This window comes from Brevibacillus sp. NRS-1366, from assembly GCF_050467985.1.
This window is the reverse complement of sequence record NZ_JBITPN010000022.1, coordinates 99,364-116,867: the sequence shown is the minus strand read 5'-3', so window position 1 is coordinate 116,867 and position 17,504 is coordinate 99,364. Positions and strand designations below refer to the sequence as shown.

Sequence of the window (17,504 nt, the reverse complement as noted above, 5' to 3'; positions counted from 1 at the left end):
AAGGAGATGAAAAAGAAGCTTTTTCTTATTCCAGTATGCATTCTTATTCTAAGCGGCTGCTGGGATCGAACTGAAATCAACGATCTTGCCATTATCACGGCTGTAGCAATCGATATGACAAAAGAAAAAGAAGTCGAGCTCTCAGCCCAAGTCTTCAATCCACGCTCGTCAAGTGGAGGAAGTACCTCTTCGGGGGGAGGAAGTGCCCCGACGACGATTATGCGAACGTCAAAAGGAGTGAATATCGCAGACGCGATGTCTAAAATGCAGTCAAATATCCCACGTACGATCTTCTGGGGACATTGCAAGATATACATTTATGGGGAAGATTTGGCTAAGCACGGGATTATTGAATTTGTTGATTTTTTATCACGTCATCCAGAGCCGCGAAATCGAGCCTTCATGTATGTAAGTAAGGGAAAAGCAAAGGAAATACTGAAATTAATGCCACGAATAGAAAGAAATTCGGCTGAAGTCATGCGGAAATTGACAGGATTAGATGTTGGCATAGAAGTGACTCTCTTGAATCTACAGAAGATGCTGGATGGCAGCTCGAATGCGGCAGTCATCCCGATGATTTCCATTATGAAGCCAGAGGAGCCCTCTCAGCCATTGAAAACGAATCCATATCTGATCGGAACGGCCGTGTTTAAATCAGGAAAGATGATCGGAAATTTAAATGAACGATATACAAGAGGAGCGATGTGGGTACGAAACGAGATTTCTGCCACAACAGTTACGGTAAAAGCGAAAAATGTGCGTGGATTTGTGTCGTTAAATCCGATCAGGGAAGTAACAAAGCTAAAGCCCACAATTAAAAAAGGCAAATGGAAAATGTTGATTGAAGTGGAGACGGAGGGTGATTTGATTCAAAACGGCACCAATCTGGACCTCTCTGTGCCCAAACTGATGAAAGTGATGGAAAAGGCTTTACGCCAAGACATAGAAACGAGAATCAACGGTACTGTCCATTTAGCTCAAAAAGAGCTGAAGACAGATATCTTTCATTTTGCCAAGCATTTTCATCGAAAGTACCCCAGGGAGTTTGCGGCTGTCAAAGATCGATGGGAGCAAGTATTCTCCAGGATTGAGGTGGAGACAAGAGTAAAAGCCTACATTCGTCGCCCAGGCTTGACTAACATTCCTGGAGGCATTCCTGAATCCGAGGTGAAATCAAAGTGAAGTGGGGCGCAATTCTCGCACTCTCACTAGTAGTAGCGTTCATGGTGATCTATGATCGTTCGAGATTGAAAGAAGGCACGCGCAGGACGAGAATGACCTTTTATGTTCTGACGTTTACAGGATGGGTGATAGGGCTCCTTCTCATTCATTTTCCCGCAATGCCAGGTCCATCGGAAGTGTGGTTAGTTATTTTTAAACCACTGACCAACATGTTCGGTCTAAATTAACAACAGCAGGGTGAAGGATATGTCCGAAAAGACGAATATTTCCGAGATGCAAATGGGTTTCCTGTTGTTCCCGGTCATTGTGGCGACGGCGGATCTGATCGTTCCGGCCATCACGACCAAGTATGCGGAGCGAGACATGTGGCTGTCACCAGTGCTAGCATCATTGATGGGTGTACTGACTGTCTTTCTTATTTTTCGCCTGCATGCTCTTTACCCTAGACAAAGTATCATCCAATACAGTTCTCATATCGTTGGAGTCATCCCGGGTAAAATAATGGCTTTTCTCATTTTGTACAATTTTCTCTACAGTAACGGAAACATTTTGAGACTGTACGGGGAGTTCATTGTTGGCTCCTTTTTATCCGAAACACCTTTGTTAGTCGTCATTGGAAGCATTACGCTGCTCTGTGCATTAACGGTCCGAACGGGGGTGGAGGTGATTGCCAGAACGGCGCAAGTTTTAGTGCCCGTCATTGTGTTTTTTTATATGGGTATCCTCTGTCTGATGATCCCATTTATGAAAGTAGAAAATATGTTCCCGATGCTGGCACACGGTTTCACGCCTGCTCTACGTGGAGCCCTTACTCCCCAAGGATGGTACAGTGAGGTGATTCTTTTTTCGTTTCTGGTGCCCTATGTATCGGACTATCAAAAAGGAATGCGCACGGGCATGGCTACGGTACTATGTGCGATGTTTGCTCTGTTTTTCTTAAACTTGTCCGCCTTATTGATACTAGGTCCAGAGGTTGCTACGATGACGTACCCTTTTTATACTGCGATTCAAATGATCAGTTATGCTGATTTCTTTGAAAACGTCGATGCGATTGTCATCGCGATATGGGTAGCAGGTGCCTTCGTCAAAATTACTATGTTTTATTTTGCGTTGTCACTAGGGACAGCTCAGTGGTTAGGATTAGACGATTATAGACCCATTGTTTTTCCTATCGGTTTTTTGCTCGTCTTGTTTAGTTTTTGGACAGCTCCCGACATGTCAACTCTATCCAGCAACATTGGAAAAATGGTCGGTTTTCAAAGTTCAGGGATATCTAGCGGCATTCCCTTGCTGCTCTTCATTATCGCTCTGCTAAGATCGAAGTATAAATCAAGAATCGAGAAAGCCTTATCCTCTCCTTCGAATGAATAGATTTTGGACAGCGGGACTGATGCTTATAAAAGAGTATCAGTCTTTCTTGTTTCAAGGGTTGCTGTGATGCATGGTGACGGGTAATATAGGGAGGTAGTGTTTTTTGATATAACTGGGAAGGTTTGGTATTTTTACAATGGCTCGAAAAGAACGAATCGCCGAACTAGATCTAGTTCGTTCCTTTGCGTTTCTCGCAGTAGTCTATCAGCACGTCATCGGGGTGTATATGAGAAAACCCGGAGTTGATGAGCAAACTGCGATTGTTTACGGGATGCTGTTTCATTTGCTCAAATTTGCCGTACCCGCTTTTATCTTCATTACTGGACTGGTATTGTTTTACAACTATTACGAAAAAGTGAACTACGCGACCTTCATACGCAAAAGAGTGACAGAGATACTGATACCTTACACTTTATGGTCAGCCGTGTACCTTAGTTTATCCTCGAAGTCATTGGGCAGCGATGGACAAATGATTTGGCATATCCTTAAGAAGTTGCTGACGGGCAGTTCATCATACCATCTCTGGTTTGTGGTTATGATCTTTCAGTTTTATCTCTTGTATCCTTTTTGGCAGTGGATATTTCGTTCTATTCAAAGGCTTGTGACAAACCACTTCCGTTTAGCTATGGCCATCGGTGTCTTTGGTTTTCTTTACGGTCTGTTGATGTGGTTTTCCGCACGTTATCTTCCCGCGCATGGCTTTCGGTTTGATATACCCTTGCTGGATACGTATTTCATCAAGTATCGAGATCGCAATGCGTTCTATTACTTTTATTACTTTCTTTTCGGGGGGCTGGCTGCTGTTGCTCTGCCCGCTTTTCGTGCGTCTATCAAGCGACACTGGCTGTGGATCGTCGCCTTGTTTCTCGTCATGTATGCGTATATCTGGTATGAGCTGTTCCGGGATTCGGGTAAAGGTGTTATTAACTTGAATGTGGCTACATCCTTGAAACCGTCTATGGTTCTCTATACAGTGGCTTCTTTGCTGGGTGTCTACGGCGTAGCCCTTTGGATCGGCAAAAGGAAAACAAAATGGATCCACTGGTTTACTCTTTTTGGCAAGTATTCTTATGGCTCGTTTTTAATTCACGCATTGGTATTGACGTATCTGATGAAGTCGTTAAGATTTTTGGGGTTATTCAACACGGGGCTCCTTGGAAGTTTTGTCGCATTCATCTTGTGCTCGCTTATTTCTTTTGGAATTTCGTATGGATTGGGGAAAGTTCCCTTTGGTTCCCTGTTGGTAGGTGCCACTGAGAAGAAACGCGTGCCAGCACGTCAAGCTGAAAAGGCGATGCAAAACGTAGGGTAAAGAAAAGAATTTGACAACGTATGGAAAATAGTAGGAGAAGTTTCCAGTTCAATTGGGGGAGTGTACCCGTTGGCATTTGGGGATTCATCCTGTATTATGCGATTACAGCAAGCGTCCTTTCCTTTTTCCTCTGGTAAAAAGGGGTCGCCAAAGTAGAAGCGTCCAGGGCTGGATTGTTTACAGGGATGATGACAATCAGTGCAGCGCTCGTCGCCATCTTGTTTATGCATGTTAGGTTCACATGAATGCATGTGATGGCATGTCATTCGTTCTGGTATCTATTATCGCTGGAACTCTGCGTAGGCGGCAGAAGGATATCACCGTGCAAAGATAGATAAAAAAGCGTTCTGGCTTATTGGCCAAAACGCTTTTTTCTACTGTTCATTACTTTACGTGTACATTCTCCAAATCTTTCACACCATTGTAAATGAGGTCGAACAATTCGTCGATACCCTCTTCCTCGATGCAAGAGAAGGCGATACGCAGATCCGTTTGACCCAGAGCAATCGTCCCGACACCGTATTGATCGAGCAAGTGATTACGCAGTGTTTCTGCATCAACGGTTTTCAGCTTGAGGCACATGAAATAACCGGAGTTGAATGGGTAGTAACCCCAGGCGTCATCGAATTTACCGCTATCCAGCAGTTGCTTCACGCGATTAGCGCGCCCCTTCATGATCTCGTACTTCTCTTGCTTTTGGGCATGGAATTCTGGAGAAGTAAGAGCGTGAAGAACAAAGGTTTGGGATGGGTGAGATCCACTGGAAATGGTCGCACGGATTATACCCAATGTTTTTTGCTCCAGAGCATTGAGTAGATCGCTGGATGGAGCAGCATAGGTAACGAATCCGACGCGGAATCCCCAAACGTATTCTTCCTTCGTCGCACCGTCTACTTTAACAGGGAGGACGCGAGGATGCAGATTGCACAGATTAGCGAACAGCGACTCCTGCATCGAATCTTCGAAGAATAAGCCAAAGTAGGCATCATCTGTCACGACTACGAGGTTGATACCTGCTTCTGCACCTTCTTTGAGTGCAGCTACGATTTGGCGACCTTCTTCTGCTCCAGGTGTATAGCCTGTTGGGTTATTTGGAAAGTTGAGAACAACGATTGCTTTTCCTTTTTCCCTTTGGGCAAGAATGGCTTCTTTCAATCCAGCAGCATTGAACTTCATCTCATCGTTATACAATGGATAGTTTACGATTTCAGCTCCACGTCGGATGGAAAAAGTGAGTTCATAGTTTTCCCAGTTTTTATCGGGAATAATCACGCTGTCGCCATTGTCAGCAAACAGGTCAGCAACTACGCTCAAGCCGTGAGTCAAAGCATTGGTCACGATAGGGTTGCTGAATGATTGAGTAGCCAGGGAAGGCTGTTCCTCAATCATCTTTTTACGCCAGGCAGCACGCAGCTCAGGCTTTCCAGCAGGGGGAGCATACTCATACAAATCTTTGGGTTGGAAAGCAGACAGGTTATCCTGAATAACCTTCAGATGCATGGGCTGCCCGTTTTCAAGAGCAATCCCGATCGTTGCGTTGTATTTTTTTGCCTTTGCTTTGGCCTCCGCCGATTGGCTGAGAATGCCCTCTTTTGGGAAGTAAATCTTTTTTCCGATATTGGACAGCATGTCAAAAACGTGTGGATTTTCCCGCTGAATTGTCTCGTTCAGCTGTGAAGCTAGTGAATGCATGGTAGCCTCCCTCTTCATTTAGAACATCTGTATGTTTACCAATAAAGATAGCGTATCTACGTGCATTTGTCACCCTCGCGTGGGATGATTTTTCGGATTTTTGAACGGATTTCCTTTGACAATCGTGTTGTGGCTTTGCTACTTTGAAAGCGACGATGCACAATACTCGGGAGGGAAGAGTAATGGCAGAACGAATAATTGTCCGCTTGGGTGATCCGGTATTGCGTGAAGTATCGAAGAATGTCCCCGCCATAACTGCACATACGGAAAAGATTTTAGAGGATATGGCGCAAACGATTTATGCGGATAAAGGTCGGGCTGGATTGTCAGCCATTCAGATTGGCATTCCCAAACGATTGATTGTGATGGATTGTGGAAGCGGCCTGATCGAGCTGATCAATCCACAGATCGTGGAAAAGTCAGGAGAACAGGTGGGTCCCGAAGCGTGCCTTTCCATTCCAGGTGTAGTAGGTATGGTGAGGCGGGCAGCGTATGTAAAGGTGGAAACGTTAAACCGCATGGGGGAAACTGTCACCATCGAGGCTGATGATTTACTAGCACGCTGCATTCAGCACGAGCTAGATCATTTAGAGGGCATTTTATTTATTGATTATGTTGATGAGCTTTATTCAGCAAAATCGGGGAAAAAACTGAAACCGCAAGACGCGAATCCAATTCTGCTACATCGCAGGAGAGTAGTTCGCTAGGCGGGCTTGCATCGGGGTGAAATAGATGAAAAGATGGAACATTGTGATTACTGGTTTTGGGACTGTAGGTAGGCAAGTTGCACGTCTCATCGAACAACGACAAAATGATTATCGGGAAAAGTATCAGGCAGACGTCAGACTCGTAGGTTTTACTCGGTCGACCTCTGGTTGTTATCATCCTGAAGGATTGGTGGAAGATCAATGGCAAGCATTTTGTCAGAAAAAGCAAGAAAAGGACATATGGTTTGATGGCCCAGCCTTTCTTGCCTCATGTGAAGCCGATGTTCTGATTGAAGCAGGTCCTACTGACATACAGACAGGGGGACCAGGACTTCTCTACATACAGCAGGCTTTGGAAAAAAGAATGCATGCCATTACGATATCCAAAGGAGCATTGGTCGTTGATTATGCAGGCTTATCTGCACTTGCTAAAAAACAGGGTGTGTCACTCAAAATCAGTGGAGCTACGGCTGCTGCCCTACCTACCATTGATTTAATAAACTACAACCTGGCAGGGTGCGAAATAAAAGCGGTCGAGGGTATTTTTACAGGCACAACGAATTTTGTTCTAACCAGCATGATAGAGCAAGGGATTTCCCAAGAAGAAGCTATAAAAATGGCGCAGCAAATGGGGATTGCCGAGCCCGATCCTTCCTATGATATAGATGGTTGGGATACGGCATGCAAAGTGACCATTCTCGCTAATGCAGCGTTTGGGGCCCAATTGCAATTGACAGATATCCCGAGGATGAGCGTCAAAGATGTGACTTTGGAACAAATAAGTACGTGGAAAAAAGAAGGCAAGATTCCGAAACTGATTGGAAGCATTCGCAAGATTGGCGATGAAATCGTTGCATCGGTCATCTTGCAAGCAGTAGGTTCCTCCCATCCTTTTGCAAATGTCAAGGGATCGACCAAAGCCATCCGCGTCGAAACAGATGTAATGGGAGATTTATTGGTTATTGGAGGAAAATCAGACCCGGTTGCAGCCGCAGCCGCTGCACTCAAAGACTTTGAGCATATTATTTGCAAATAAGGCTTCATTCATGAGCGTTTCGGATCAGCTTCCATCGTTTTTCGTGGATGTGTGTTTTGCTTTCGCCCATACTAAAAAGGCAACAAAGGTTAAAACGAGTGCGAGGAGGCCGAACGGAATGAATAAGCATTCTGATTTCAACGCTGAGATGCAGCAGGTATCTGCTTACCCTACCAAACAAGAAGTGGGTCAGGAAGAGGTAGCACTCCTGGATGAACAGGATGATTGCTGCACACCGCAGTCAAGCTGCTGCACTCCACAGAAAAATGAGGCTTCCAAAGCACAACAAAAGTAATGGAAACAAAAAGAAAGCCGGGCTCTCTATGATAGAGAAGCTCGGCTTTCGTCATTTTTGTTTTACCCGATAAACTCTTGTACCCAGTAGCCGTTTGTGATACCGACTCCGATTTTTGTGAATGCAGGATTCATAATGTTTTGGCGGTGGCCTTCACTATTCATCCACTGGTTCATAACTTCTTCTGGGCTGCGTTGGCCCATTGCGATGTTTTCACCTGCAGTCATAAAGGAGATTCCAAACTGCTTCATCATGTCAAACGGAGAACCGTAGGTAGGGCTCGTATGGTCAAAATAGTTATTGTTCGACATATCGGCAGCTTTGGCAAGTGCTACTTTGGACAATGCAGCGTCCATTTGAACTGGCTTGAGACCCGCTTTTGCACGTTCTTGATTCACCAGATCCGCTACTTGTTTAGCAAAATCAGATGCTTTTGCCTGAGTGTTTTGCTCAGCAGGTGCCGGTGCTGGTTGCGCCTGGTTATTTACAGGTGCTTGTGCCTTAGTGGGTGCTTGTTGAACAGGTGCTTGTTGAACAGGCGCTTGTTGAACAGGTTGGGCAAAAGCTTGCTTCGGTGCGAACTGTACGCAATTAATCGGATTCAATTGCTGTTTTTGTTGACCAGCAAATTGCGAAAACAGCGGCATAGAAGCTTGATATGGTTGTTTTTGCATTTGCATCTGCTGCATAAAAGGAATCATTTGATATTGAAAGTTCGATTGAACCGGGCAATTCGTAGAAGCAGCAGAAGCAGAGGTGGAAAAGCCTGTTAGGGCCAAGCCCAATCCTAGAGTCATGGCCATAGTAATGGTACCAATGCGTTTCATCTTCACATCGTCTCCTTTTTTTGGCCTACGAGGTTAGTTGTCGGATTCGGATTGAGGAAACAACCCGTCGCCAATGGCGATTCACCCCATGCGGATGTATCCGCAAAAAAAGTCCCCCGCACTTCCATGCGACTGGAAGTTTCGGCGTTTTATTTGGCATGACCCAGAATATCAGACTATCCCACCCGAAATAAAGGAGTAATATTTGGTAGCTCGTTATACTTTGCTGCTGCTATCTTCGTTCCAGGCAGTGACTCCGCCCAGTAGCGCCGTGGCTTTATACCCTTTTTCCCGTAGCAGAGCGGCAGCCTTTTGTGCTTTGTTTCCAGTTGTGCAAATCGTTACAATCTGCACATTTTCCAATTGTCTTGCAGTTTCCTCATCAAATAGATAGTCCTGTTCCTTCATAGAAAGATAGGGGACATTCTTAGTAGGCGCTTTTTCACTGTGAATACTGCCCATCAGGAACTTGTCGTTGTCACGAACATCTAGTAAAATTAGGGGAAAGTCGTTGTCTAACATCTGTTTTAATGCTTTACAATTGAGCGTTTCGGTCATCAATTTTAATCCCTCCTACACCTATTGTACCAGACGTACGATAGCTTCCGGAGGGTAGACAGATATTGATTTAATTGGACAACCATGGTAGAATAAAGTTGCTACTTGAAAAAATCGAGCCCTAAATTCATCGAGGTGTATGCTCATGGATTACGTTTTTGAATCCCCGATTCACACTGGCGCGGTCATCGGAGCCGCAAGGATGGAAGAGAGGAAGGGCTTTCGTTGTTTTAGGTTTTCAAAAAGCTATAACATTGCAGTTCCGTCTTACGACAATCGCATATTATGGGAGTAGGTATTTTTCACATATTATGAAGGAATATCGCTTCACCACTAAGGGGTATTTCTTCATGATATGTGAGCTTTATTTGCTTCGGTAAATATGACTAGCATATTCAAATTGACTTTTTGGAGGTTTTTTTAAATGCAAACGAACGGAACAGTAAAATGGTTTAACGCAGAAAAAGGTTTCGGTTTCATTCAAGTAGAAGGTGGAGACGATGTATTCGTACACTTCAGCGCAATCCAAGGCGACGGTTTCAAAACTTTGGATGAAGGTCAACGCGTTCAATTCAACATCGTTCAAGGCAACCGTGGCCCACAAGCTGAGAACGTAGTAAAACTGTAAGTCTCCTTTTAAAAAAAACTGTTCGTTAACGGGCAGTTTTTTTACTTATAACAAATAAATGCTTACCAAAACCAACCAAGGCTTTGTTTGACAAAGCTTTAGTTGGTTTTTTCTTTTTATTGATGGTGACTTAGTTAAAATGGATTGTTTACATAAGGCCCTTTGGTTGCGATCAGAAGTAAGTTGCTGGCCATGTATTTGGGTGAATAGTTCATGTCGTTTTCCAGCCACCAGATCAATACACCCAAAAAAGCTGATGTGGTATAGCGGATGACTATTTCTTTGGGGACGGTCAGCTGATGATCGTTTGCTAATACGTTAGACAATCCATTTTGAACAAATTCACTCAAGATGTCCTGTAACTTCGTAATAAAGTGGGGAAAAGTGGTCATTATTACCGGAGCAGCGATGGGACAAGGAGCTGCTGAGGCAAAAATGTTTGCGCAGGAAGGCGCGAGTGTGGTAGCCACTGATATGCAAGAAACAAAGCTGCAAGAGGTTGTTTCGGAAATTACGAATGCTGGCGGCAAGGCTATAACTGTCAAACATGATGTTGCTTCTGAAACGGACTGGCAAAATGTTGTTAAAAAAGCGGTTCATGCTTTTGGTAAAATAGATGTATTGGTTAATAATGCAGGAGTAAGCACAGACAAGAAATTGGAGCAGTTCGATGTGGACCATTGGAACAAAGTACTGAACATCAACTTGACTGGTTGTATCATGGGAATGAAATATGTGGTACCTGAAATGAAAAAAGTAGGTGGCGGCTCGATCATTCATATTTCTTCTATTGCTGGTCTGGTGGCTTTAAACTATACGAATGCATATACTGCTTCGAAAGGGGCTTTGCGCGCTCTGGCCAAAGCTTCAGCTGTTGAACTGGCACCGGACAACATCCGTGTGAATTCTGTTCACCCTGGTATTATTGTTACCCCAATGATTCAAGAAGCATTGGACCAAGGTGCTCAGCAAATGTTTGAGATGGGAACACCACTGCCGCGGTTGGGGAAACCAGAAGATATTGCTTATGGAGTCCTTTTCCTTGCATCTGATGAATCAAGCTTTGTGACTGGTACCGAGATGGTCATTGATGGTGGATGGACAGCTCGATGAAATAGGAAGGAAAGGCGTTGGGATTGATAATCCCGACGCTTTTTTTGCTTGTACTATCGGAAAGTATAGAAATGTTAATGAAAATAGTATAAGGGCAACTAAGGCTTCGCCTGCGCCAGAGGCTTGGCGCAGCCAAGTTTTCTAAAAAATGTTTGAGTTCACGGATTCCAATTATTGTAAGGTGTTAGTATAATCAGTCTGTTGGATGCTGCATACGAGGGGGACATCATGCTGGATTGGTTAGAACAGTTGCAAAAGGAAGTGCGATCTCTTCAAAACGCGGTGCGGATCGAGAAGATTCTGAAAGGCTTTTCTACAGATGAGAAGTATCGGATCGACATGGTTAATGGAGAAAAACGCCTGCTTCGCGTCTCCAGCCTGGAGCAGCGGGAGCAAAAGAAAGCTGAATTTGAGATCTTGCAGACCATAGAGTCTTATGGAGTAAATGCGTCTTTACCAATTGAATTCGGGGTGTGGGAAGATCGCGGGCTTTGTTTCATGGTTCTCTCCTATTTGGAGGGGGAGGATGCTCGTGATATGCTGCCGGGTTTGCCGCAAAACCTACAGTTCGATATCGGGTACCGAGCCGGTCAGGATCTGGCCAAGATGCATCAACTGGAAGCTCCCTCCATCATCACACCTTGGTTTGACCGATGCGTCCAAAAGCATCGAAGATACATCGAGGCTTATCATGCATCGAAGCATCGCATCCCGCATGCCGACAGCATCATAGCGTTCATTGAAGAACATCTGGATTATGTGAAAAGCCGGCCCAATCGCTTCCTGCATGACGATTTTCACGTTGGCAACTTGATTGTCCATGATCAACAGTATGCCGGGGTCATCGATTTCAACCGATATGACTGGGGAGACCCTTTTCATGAGTTTACCAAGTTGGCGTTTTTCAGCAAGGAAATCAGTGTTCCCTTTAGCCACGGTCAACTATCCGGGTATTTTGGGCGAAACAAGGAGCCGGATACCTTTTGGATCCTGTATGGCATTTACACGGGGATGGCGATTTTTTCCTCCATCGTCTGGACAGGGCGAGTCGTCCCGGACTTATTAATAGATATGTTGAAGCGTGTGGAACGAATCATAGAGGAGCACAAGGCATTTGAACAGCTAATACCGGACTGGTTTTGTCCCGGGGAATCAGTGTAATAAAAAAGGAACTATGACAAAAGCTCATAGTTCCTGTCGGGTATCGTGCTGATTAGAAACAACTTACAATCGTAACTGATTGAAATTGGCTATCAAGTACAGTAAGTCCGTTCAAAATTCCTCCGCCGACTGTGGAACGAGCATAGGTGTTGAGAAGGACACTTTCATCGTTTTTGTTGTTATTATTGCATCCTACTGTCAGACGTACTTCGTAGTGGTTTGCAGCAGGAATCGGAGCATTGAAGCTCATACGGGTATTCGGCGCAATTCTTTGGGTAATGTCAAGAATTGTGCTTACAGGATTCGTTTGTGTTACATCTGTTCCCCAGTTTAATACCTGAATACGGACGTCGGTTTGGTTGTTATTATTGTTGTTGTTGTTGTTGTTCTGATTGGAGTTCAAATTGAGCAATTCAAGATGCGCGGTGATTTGTGTGGTGAAATTGTTTTGCAAAATACCGGTCGTTCTTACACTTTGTTTGTTTCCATCTCCCATTCAAGATCACTCCATTCATGATTTTTTAATTGTTGGGACATAATACATTATTTCGTCTTGTCTCTTTTTGTAACGGCGAATGCATGGGGACAAGTAACCATTTCAAGTAGGAAGGCGTGGAATTTGTTGACAAAAGCTAATTTTTTCAACCAGGGTGATTATACTGCACGATTTGAGTGGGGCTATGAAGGCGTCCAGCATGTTGGACCAGGCTCTTCTATCGTCGTAATCATTGATGTGCTCTCTTTTAGTACATGCGTGGATGTGGTGGTTGGACGAGGTGGAATCGTATTTCCTTATCGTATGAAAGATGAGTCAGCAGGTATCTTTGCCGAGGAAAAAAAGGCAATTCTCGCTGGAAAACGAGGGGAGCCTATCTCTTTATCACCCGCTTGCTTACGTACCATTCCTCAAAACAGCAGGATCGTTTTGCCATCGCCTAACGGTTCTACATGCACGGTTTTGGCAAAGGAATGTGACGCAATGGTAATCGCTGCTTGTCTTCGCAATGCCTCTGCTGTAGCCAGCTTTATTCGTCAACAAAAAGGAACGGTAACGATAATAGCCTGCGGTGAGCGGTGGTCAAACGGGGCATTACGGCCCGCAATTGAGGATATGGTAGCTGCTGGAGCGATTCTGCATGAGCTAAAGGGACATCGGCTTTCTGTAGAAGCTCAGATTGCTGTAGCTGCGTTCCTTTCAGCGAAAAGGGAGCTATCCTCAATCTTGGAGCAGTCTGGATCGGGTCAAGAACTGATCCGAAAGGGTTACCCTGAAGATGTTTACATAGCTGCTCAATACAATGTAAGTCAGAATGTTCCCATATTGAATGATGAATGTGCCTATGAAGCTGTTGTGGTGAATGGCGCCTGATGCCTTCTCTTATTTTCCAAATATTTGTAACAAGAAGGGCTCGGTGAACGTCTTACAGAGAATAACCATAGACGATTGTGAGGATGGGCGAATGAAGAAAACGAGAAGCTTGTTCTTTATCATTACGTGTTCGTTGGCAATAGGTGTGGCGGTGCCAGGTTGTGTACCTTCAAACGATACAGTAGATTCCCCTCCAAATACAGAACACTCAGCCTTCATGTCTGCGACTGGGCAAACGTCCATACCGCTGCAGTTCACTGCATGCCGTTCTGATAGCAAGCAAGCGAATCCACCCGGAGAAACATTCGCAAAAAAATGGCGTCCCCTTCAGCCGGAACTACCTTTGGAAGAGATAACGGCTATTTCCGCGGGACATATTTTTGACGGAGCTGGTTATGGCTGGAAACCGGGTATATCGTACGGGTTTACAAAAGACGGTGCAGTTTGGAAGTGGGGATATGATCAGCGAAGTGTAGACTTTCCGATTGAAATGAAAGGGCTAAAAAACGTTCAGCAAATTTCCGGTGACTATGCCCTGACGAGTGACGGCCAAGTTTGGAAGCTAGAGAATGGGGAGTTGCCCGAAAAGAGAAAAAGTCTTGAAAGCATCGCTTCTATTCAGCATTTGGATGAGATGTTTGATACTTTGTACGTGCTCAAACGAGACGGTACGGTTTGGAAATGGGAAGATGAAGCTGGGAAGCCTGAACCTCTTTCGGGCATTGCCAATATTCGACGGCTGTACGCGTCCTCCTTTTCCCTTTTTCTTATTGATTACTCCGGCAAGCTCAGCTATATAGATGGTAACAGGGGAGAGATCAAAAGCGAGAACATCCAGCCAATAAAGCTCTCGGGTAAAGTAAAGCAGTTTACAGTCGGTTATGAAGATCAGGCGCTTATTCAACTCGAATCAGGGGAAGTCTATCTTTTTTCCAGGGATGAAAAACAAGTAAAACGAATGCCGTTGGCAGATGGAGCCGTGCGGATGGCTGTAGGTGGCGAGGAGACGTATTTAATCGTTAAGACGGATGGGTCTGTCTGGGGTTGGGGGAAAAACACCGACTCCATGCTGGGACAAAATCAGCCGGAAAATGTGGAAAAACCCGTACCGATTCAAGGCTTGTCCGACATCATCGACGTACAAGCGGGGACAGATCATGCACTCGCTCTGGACAAAAGAGGAAATGTGTATTCATGGGGCAGCAATATGACGGGACAACTGGGAAGGGTTCCGCTTGTTTTTGACCATTGGACAGAACTCGGACAATTCACAGAAATCGAGCAGGTAGTAACCAAATTGGAGAAGCCCTACTTCGTGCGAAAAGACGGTTCCGTATGGAGCATGCATGAAGATCGAACAGCTTATGAAATAAAAGGACCCGTGGACATTCAAAAACTAGACAATCTGTATGAGTTTCCTGTTACCCTCAATAGAGCAGGTCAAGTACAGCTTTGGACAAAGGACTTTACTGGCTGCCAGACCTTGCAACTTCCCTTCGCTACGAAGGACATGTCCAGCGGGGAAGGAGAGCTGTTGGTTCGAAGCGAAGACGACCGCTTTGCAGTCATTCGTTTTGATTTTCCCTATCGTGGATCCGAAGATAGAAGCATTGTTCCTGAAAAAATGGAGATGGTAGAAGCGGATCCAGCGATAGCGTCACAGGTTACCAACTTGTATGCGAGCCACTATTCGTTCTTGGTACTGACGAAAAATGGCGAAGTGTTTCACACCGATCGTACAAAGGAGGTACCGTTTCGCTTTACGAAGGTCGCTGGCCTTGCGGGTATCCAAGAACTGGCACCCCAGTATTATATTCGCTATACCCACGATCCGGCTTCCGTTTGGGCATTGGACCGTGACGGACGTGTTTCAGAAATCTTGATCCATCCTGGGTTTGAGCGCTCCTCTCTTTCGTCGACACGCCTTGAGCTGCATCAGAATGTAGAAGAGGGAATGGCTCGCATCAGTGGCAGATTGCGGATCACAAAAGACGGTCAGATTTTCGAGCAGGATTGGAGCCCATTCTCGAAGGAACAAATTCCGGAGCCAGTCAGACTCGTATCCTCAAGCTATAAGTATGCAATTGAGGGGCCTGGGTCGCATTATCATTTGCTGGTCACAAAGAACAATAAGCTGATTTTCATCGGATATAACCCATTCGGTCAAAGTTCACCGATTCCGGGAAAGGTCAGTTCTCTTCGCCAAGATTTCCCAAGGTGAATGGAATCATCTGTGATTTCCTGATAGAATAAATGGAAAGCCCCTGCGGGGGCTATTTTACTAAGGAGGACTTTCACATGAAAGATAAGACGATGATCAAACTCGTTTATGAAAAGCAACTGGGAGGTGACATTTATTATGAACCATAGTATTATGAGCGGCACACGCAATCATTTGATTAGACAGCTTGTTTTTTTTGATGAGCAATATTCCATCTTTTATGATCAATATGTCCGTGATTACGGAAAAGATAAACAAATCGTCGACGGCTTGGTTAAGCGGTACAAAGAGACGCTGGAAAAGCTTCTATCTTGTGAAGACGAGGTATTATTCAAGTCCTTGCAAGAGATTACCTTGCTCGGAAGCAGTGTAAAAGTTCTTTTTGAAGAGGATGGTTTTGAGGAATCATTTACTGTGGTTTATCCTACAGATATTGATCCGGACAACAATCGAATTTCATTCTTATCCCCTATAGGAAGACAACTGCTGCTAGCTGGGCCTGAAGATTCAATTATTTTGGAAAGTCCTGTCGGTACGAACAATGTCCAAATCAGGGAGATAAGATTTTCATATATGAGCGATTTCACAGCGTAACAAGAAAAACGAATAAGCAATCAAGGAGACGCTAACACTTTGTTAGTGTCTTTTTGAACGTGTAAGAAAGTTTAAGTGCTTCACCGTGTTACAGCAATCTTGCTTAAACTTTCTGGAGCGCATAACAAAGTGCCTCAGCGTCCGCAACCAGCATTTCTTCGGTAAAACCTTCCACTAAAACGCGGTCGCTCGTCCTTGAAAATTCCTCGAAAGAGGTTTTTTTAATTGTTGGAAAGGGAAATGATAATCCTGTATTTCTGGCAAGACTATAGAAAGATAACAGCAGTGTGAAAGGATCGGATAGGATGCAAAAATATAGGAAATGGATCGTGTTGTTCGCATTGATATTCCTTTCCTGGGGACTGTACAGACAAATTCAGCCAGAGAATAGAATGCAGCCGGATCCCACCACGGTAAGGGAGAAAAGCTTGGATCGCATCGTGATGGGCTGGAATGCTTTTGGAACAACCGATACCTATATCGAACAAAACAGTGCGTTCCCCAATCTTAACGTGGTTTGCCCTCGATGGTTTTCCTTACAACCGCAACAATTCGTGACAGGAGAAGTGGATCCTCGTTATGTGGAATGGGCTCACGATACGGGAAAACAGGTATGGGCATTTTTTGGAAATAAATTTGATCCGGAATTGACTGATCAGGTTTTACATGAGAAAAAAAACCATGAAAAAATCGCGCGTTTACTGGAAACGAAGCTTGTGAAAAACAAAGTGGACGGTATCAATATTGATTTTGAAAACATGAAAATGGAAAACAAACAGGATTTCGTTTCATTTGTTCGTGAACTGAAAAAAGTGTTATCTCCGCATGGGATCATTGTATCGGTTGATGTTACACGCGAAAACCCAGATCCTTTTTGGTCTGGCAGCTACGATCGGGCCGAGCTCGGCAACATTGCGGATTACGTCATTATGATGGGGTACGACGAGGATTTAGGTGTAGGAGAGAAAGTCGGTTCTGTAGCTTCCTTGTCATGGGTTGAAGAAGGAATTCAGTTACTCATGAAAGACGTACCATCTTCGAAAATCATTCTTGCCGTCCCCTTCTACACTCGCGAATGGGTGACCAATCTAAAAACCAAAGAGGCCACACGTAATGATCGAACAATGATCGAAGTGGAAGAAATCTTGAAAAACAAAGGGTTACATAAAAAATGGGATGATAAGGCCAGGCAAAACTATGTCGAGTTTGTAGAAAATGATGAAAAGCATCAGATCTGGATTGAAGATGAAAAGTCGTTACAGGAACGGTTAGACATCGTTTCGAAATACAAGTTAAGAGGTACAGCCGCTTGGTTTATCGGGCAGGAAACACCAGATATTTGGCCAGTTTTTCATGCGAGGCCATAATATTCGACGAAGAGTATCGCCACACCTAGTGAAAATGCTAGGGAAAGGGCGATACTCTTCGGGATGGGAAT

General features: G+C 44.6%; 19 protein-coding genes and 1 riboswitch. Of the genes, 14 read left to right on the top strand and 5 right to left on the bottom strand.

All coding sequences use genetic code 11. The features are described 5' to 3' along the window. The first annotated feature begins 6 nt into the window (after window positions 1–6). The 4 genes from ACIFQN_RS17160 to ACIFQN_RS17145 all read left to right on the top strand — a co-directional run bounded on the left by ACIFQN_RS17160 (window position 7) and on the right by ACIFQN_RS17145 (window position 3,865). Entirely contained in the window at window positions 7–1,182 is a 1,176-nt protein-coding gene (locus ACIFQN_RS17160; protein ID WP_429834246.1) for a Ger(x)C family spore germination protein, read from the top strand. Beyond that, window positions 1,179–1,409 carry a hypothetical protein gene (locus tag ACIFQN_RS17155; protein WP_429834245.1) on the top strand — a complete coding sequence of 77 codons (231 nt, stop codon included), beginning with the start codon at window positions 1,179–1,181 and terminating at the stop codon, window positions 1,407–1,409. Before ACIFQN_RS17160 ends, ACIFQN_RS17155 begins: the two co-directional genes overlap by 4 nt. A gap of 19 nt (window positions 1,410–1,428) precedes the next feature. Then, window positions 1,429–2,553: a GerAB/ArcD/ProY family transporter gene (locus tag ACIFQN_RS17150; protein WP_429834244.1), complete on the top strand. Its 1,125-nt coding sequence runs from the start codon at window positions 1,429–1,431 to the stop codon at window positions 2,551–2,553. 136 nt (window positions 2,554–2,689) lie between these two features. After that, window positions 2,690–3,865, top strand: coding sequence for an acyltransferase (locus ACIFQN_RS17145; protein WP_429834243.1), 1,176 nt, complete (start codon window positions 2,690–2,692; stop codon window positions 3,863–3,865). A gap of 384 nt (window positions 3,866–4,249) precedes the next feature. On the opposite strand, the gene ACIFQN_RS17140 is transcribed toward ACIFQN_RS17145, so the two are convergent. Beyond that, the gene (locus tag ACIFQN_RS17140; protein WP_429834242.1) at window positions 4,250–5,557 is read right to left on the bottom strand and encodes an aminotransferase class I/II-fold pyridoxal phosphate-dependent enzyme; all 1,308 of its coding nucleotides are present in this window, start codon (window positions 5,555–5,557) and stop codon (window positions 4,250–4,252) included. Window positions 5,558–5,739: 182 nt separating this feature from the next. Between ACIFQN_RS17140 and def the strand changes: the two genes are divergently transcribed. From def to ACIFQN_RS17125, 3 genes are all read left to right on the top strand, one after another. Further along, window positions 5,740–6,264, top strand: coding sequence for a peptide deformylase (gene def / locus ACIFQN_RS17135; protein WP_429834241.1), 525 nt, complete (start codon window positions 5,740–5,742; stop codon window positions 6,262–6,264). A 25-nt stretch (window positions 6,265–6,289) separates the two neighbouring features. After that, window positions 6,290–7,300, top strand: a complete 1,011-nt coding sequence (locus tag ACIFQN_RS17130; protein WP_429834240.1) for a homoserine dehydrogenase — start codon at window positions 6,290–6,292, stop codon at window positions 7,298–7,300. A 118-nt stretch (window positions 7,301–7,418) separates the two neighbouring features. Then, window positions 7,419–7,595, top strand: coding sequence for a hypothetical protein (locus ACIFQN_RS17125; protein ID WP_429834239.1), 177 nt, complete (start codon window positions 7,419–7,421; stop codon window positions 7,593–7,595). 62 nt (window positions 7,596–7,657) lie between these two features. Here the strand turns inward: ACIFQN_RS17125 and ACIFQN_RS17120 are convergent, their stop codons facing one another. Then, a complete protein-coding gene (locus ACIFQN_RS17120; protein WP_429834238.1) occupies window positions 7,658–8,422 on the bottom strand; it encodes a CAP domain-containing protein in 765 nt (254 codons plus the stop codon). Between the two features lie 7 nt (window positions 8,423–8,429). Continuing rightward, window positions 8,430–8,579, bottom strand: a riboswitch (cyclic di-AMP (ydaO/yuaA leader). Between the two features lie 59 nt (window positions 8,580–8,638). Then, window positions 8,639–8,980 (bottom strand): rhodanese-like domain-containing protein, encoded by a 342-nt coding sequence (locus ACIFQN_RS17115; RefSeq protein WP_429834904.1) that lies wholly within the window; start codon window positions 8,978–8,980, stop codon window positions 8,639–8,641. 424 nt (window positions 8,981–9,404) lie between these two features. Here ACIFQN_RS17115 and ACIFQN_RS17110 point away from each other — a divergent pair, with 424 nt between their 5' ends. After that, window positions 9,405–9,608, top strand: coding sequence for a cold-shock protein (locus tag ACIFQN_RS17110; protein ID WP_023556900.1), 204 nt, complete (start codon window positions 9,405–9,407; stop codon window positions 9,606–9,608). Window positions 9,609–9,742: 134 nt separating this feature from the next. Here ACIFQN_RS17110 and ACIFQN_RS17105 read toward each other — a convergent pair whose 3' ends face one another. Then, the gene (locus ACIFQN_RS17105; protein ID WP_429834237.1) at window positions 9,743–9,958 is read right to left on the bottom strand and encodes a TetR-like C-terminal domain-containing protein; all 216 of its coding nucleotides are present in this window, start codon (window positions 9,956–9,958) and stop codon (window positions 9,743–9,745) included. 1 nt (window position 9,959) lies between these two features. Here ACIFQN_RS17105 and ACIFQN_RS17100 point away from each other — a divergent pair, with 1 nt between their 5' ends. Together ACIFQN_RS17100 and ACIFQN_RS17095 are read left to right on the top strand one after the other, a co-directional pair. Beyond that, window positions 9,960–10,721, top strand: coding sequence for an SDR family NAD(P)-dependent oxidoreductase (locus ACIFQN_RS17100; protein WP_429834236.1), 762 nt, complete (start codon window positions 9,960–9,962; stop codon window positions 10,719–10,721). A 228-nt stretch (window positions 10,722–10,949) separates the two neighbouring features. Then, on the top strand, window positions 10,950–11,882 hold the full coding sequence (locus tag ACIFQN_RS17095; RefSeq protein WP_429834235.1) for a phosphotransferase family protein: 933 nt from the start codon (window positions 10,950–10,952) through the stop codon (window positions 11,880–11,882). A 52-nt stretch (window positions 11,883–11,934) separates the two neighbouring features. Here ACIFQN_RS17095 and ACIFQN_RS17090 read toward each other — a convergent pair whose 3' ends face one another. Then, window positions 11,935–12,378, bottom strand: coding sequence for a hypothetical protein (locus ACIFQN_RS17090; protein WP_429834234.1), 444 nt, complete (start codon window positions 12,376–12,378; stop codon window positions 11,935–11,937). Between the two features lie 126 nt (window positions 12,379–12,504). Here ACIFQN_RS17090 and ACIFQN_RS17085 point away from each other — a divergent pair, with 126 nt between their 5' ends. The 4 genes from ACIFQN_RS17085 to ACIFQN_RS17070 all read left to right on the top strand — a co-directional run bounded on the left by ACIFQN_RS17085 (window position 12,505) and on the right by ACIFQN_RS17070 (window position 17,433). Next, the gene (locus ACIFQN_RS17085; RefSeq protein ID WP_429834233.1) at window positions 12,505–13,251 is read left to right on the top strand and encodes a 2-phosphosulfolactate phosphatase; all 747 of its coding nucleotides are present in this window, start codon (window positions 12,505–12,507) and stop codon (window positions 13,249–13,251) included. 91 nt (window positions 13,252–13,342) lie between these two features. Then, window positions 13,343–15,472: a regulator gene (locus ACIFQN_RS17080; RefSeq protein WP_429834232.1), complete on the top strand. Its 2,130-nt coding sequence runs from the start codon at window positions 13,343–13,345 to the stop codon at window positions 15,470–15,472. A gap of 138 nt (window positions 15,473–15,610) precedes the next feature. Further along, the gene (locus ACIFQN_RS17075) at window positions 15,611–16,066 is read left to right on the top strand and encodes a GreA/GreB family elongation factor (RefSeq protein ID WP_429834231.1); all 456 of its coding nucleotides are present in this window, start codon (window positions 15,611–15,613) and stop codon (window positions 16,064–16,066) included. Between the two features lie 428 nt (window positions 16,067–16,494). Further along, a complete protein-coding gene (locus tag ACIFQN_RS17070) occupies window positions 16,495–17,433 on the top strand; it encodes a glycosyl hydrolase family 18 protein (protein WP_429834230.1) in 939 nt (312 codons plus the stop codon). Window positions 17,434–17,504: the final 71 nt, after the last annotated feature.

What these genes read in the sequence shown, in the direction of transcription:
- ACIFQN_RS17160 (WP_429834246.1), top strand. Translation starts at nt 7, where the DNA reads ATGAAAAAGAAGCTTTTTCTTATTCCAGTATGCATTCTTATTCTAAGC.
- ACIFQN_RS17150 (WP_429834244.1), top strand. Translation starts at nt 1,429, where the DNA reads ATGTCCGAAAAGACGAATATTTCCGAGATGCAAATGGGTTTCCTGTTG.
- ACIFQN_RS17145 (WP_429834243.1), top strand. Translation starts at nt 2,690, where the DNA reads ATGGCTCGAAAAGAACGAATCGCCGAACTAGATCTAGTTCGTTCCTTT.
- ACIFQN_RS17140 (WP_429834242.1), bottom strand. Translation starts at nt 5,557, where the DNA reads ATGCATTCACTAGCTTCACAGCTGAACGAGACAATTCAGCGGGAAAAT.
- def (WP_429834241.1), top strand. Translation starts at nt 5,740, where the DNA reads ATGGCAGAACGAATAATTGTCCGCTTGGGTGATCCGGTATTGCGTGAA.
- ACIFQN_RS17130 (WP_429834240.1), top strand. Translation starts at nt 6,290, where the DNA reads ATGAAAAGATGGAACATTGTGATTACTGGTTTTGGGACTGTAGGTAGG.
- ACIFQN_RS17125 (WP_429834239.1), top strand. Translation starts at nt 7,419, where the DNA reads ATGAATAAGCATTCTGATTTCAACGCTGAGATGCAGCAGGTATCTGCT.
- ACIFQN_RS17120 (WP_429834238.1), bottom strand. Translation starts at nt 8,422, where the DNA reads ATGAAACGCATTGGTACCATTACTATGGCCATGACTCTAGGATTGGGC.
- ACIFQN_RS17115 (WP_429834904.1), bottom strand. Translation starts at nt 8,980, where the DNA reads ATGACCGAAACGCTCAATTGTAAAGCATTAAAACAGATGTTAGACAAC.
- ACIFQN_RS17110 (WP_023556900.1), top strand. Translation starts at nt 9,405, where the DNA reads ATGCAAACGAACGGAACAGTAAAATGGTTTAACGCAGAAAAAGGTTTC.
- ACIFQN_RS17100 (WP_429834236.1), top strand. Translation starts at nt 9,960, where the DNA reads ATGTCCTGTAACTTCGTAATAAAGTGGGGAAAAGTGGTCATTATTACC.
- ACIFQN_RS17095 (WP_429834235.1), top strand. Translation starts at nt 10,950, where the DNA reads ATGCTGGATTGGTTAGAACAGTTGCAAAAGGAAGTGCGATCTCTTCAA.
- ACIFQN_RS17090 (WP_429834234.1), bottom strand. Translation starts at nt 12,378, where the DNA reads ATGGGAGATGGAAACAAACAAAGTGTAAGAACGACCGGTATTTTGCAA.
- ACIFQN_RS17080 (WP_429834232.1), top strand. Translation starts at nt 13,343, where the DNA reads ATGAAGAAAACGAGAAGCTTGTTCTTTATCATTACGTGTTCGTTGGCA.
- ACIFQN_RS17075 (WP_429834231.1), top strand. Translation starts at nt 15,611, where the DNA reads ATGAACCATAGTATTATGAGCGGCACACGCAATCATTTGATTAGACAG.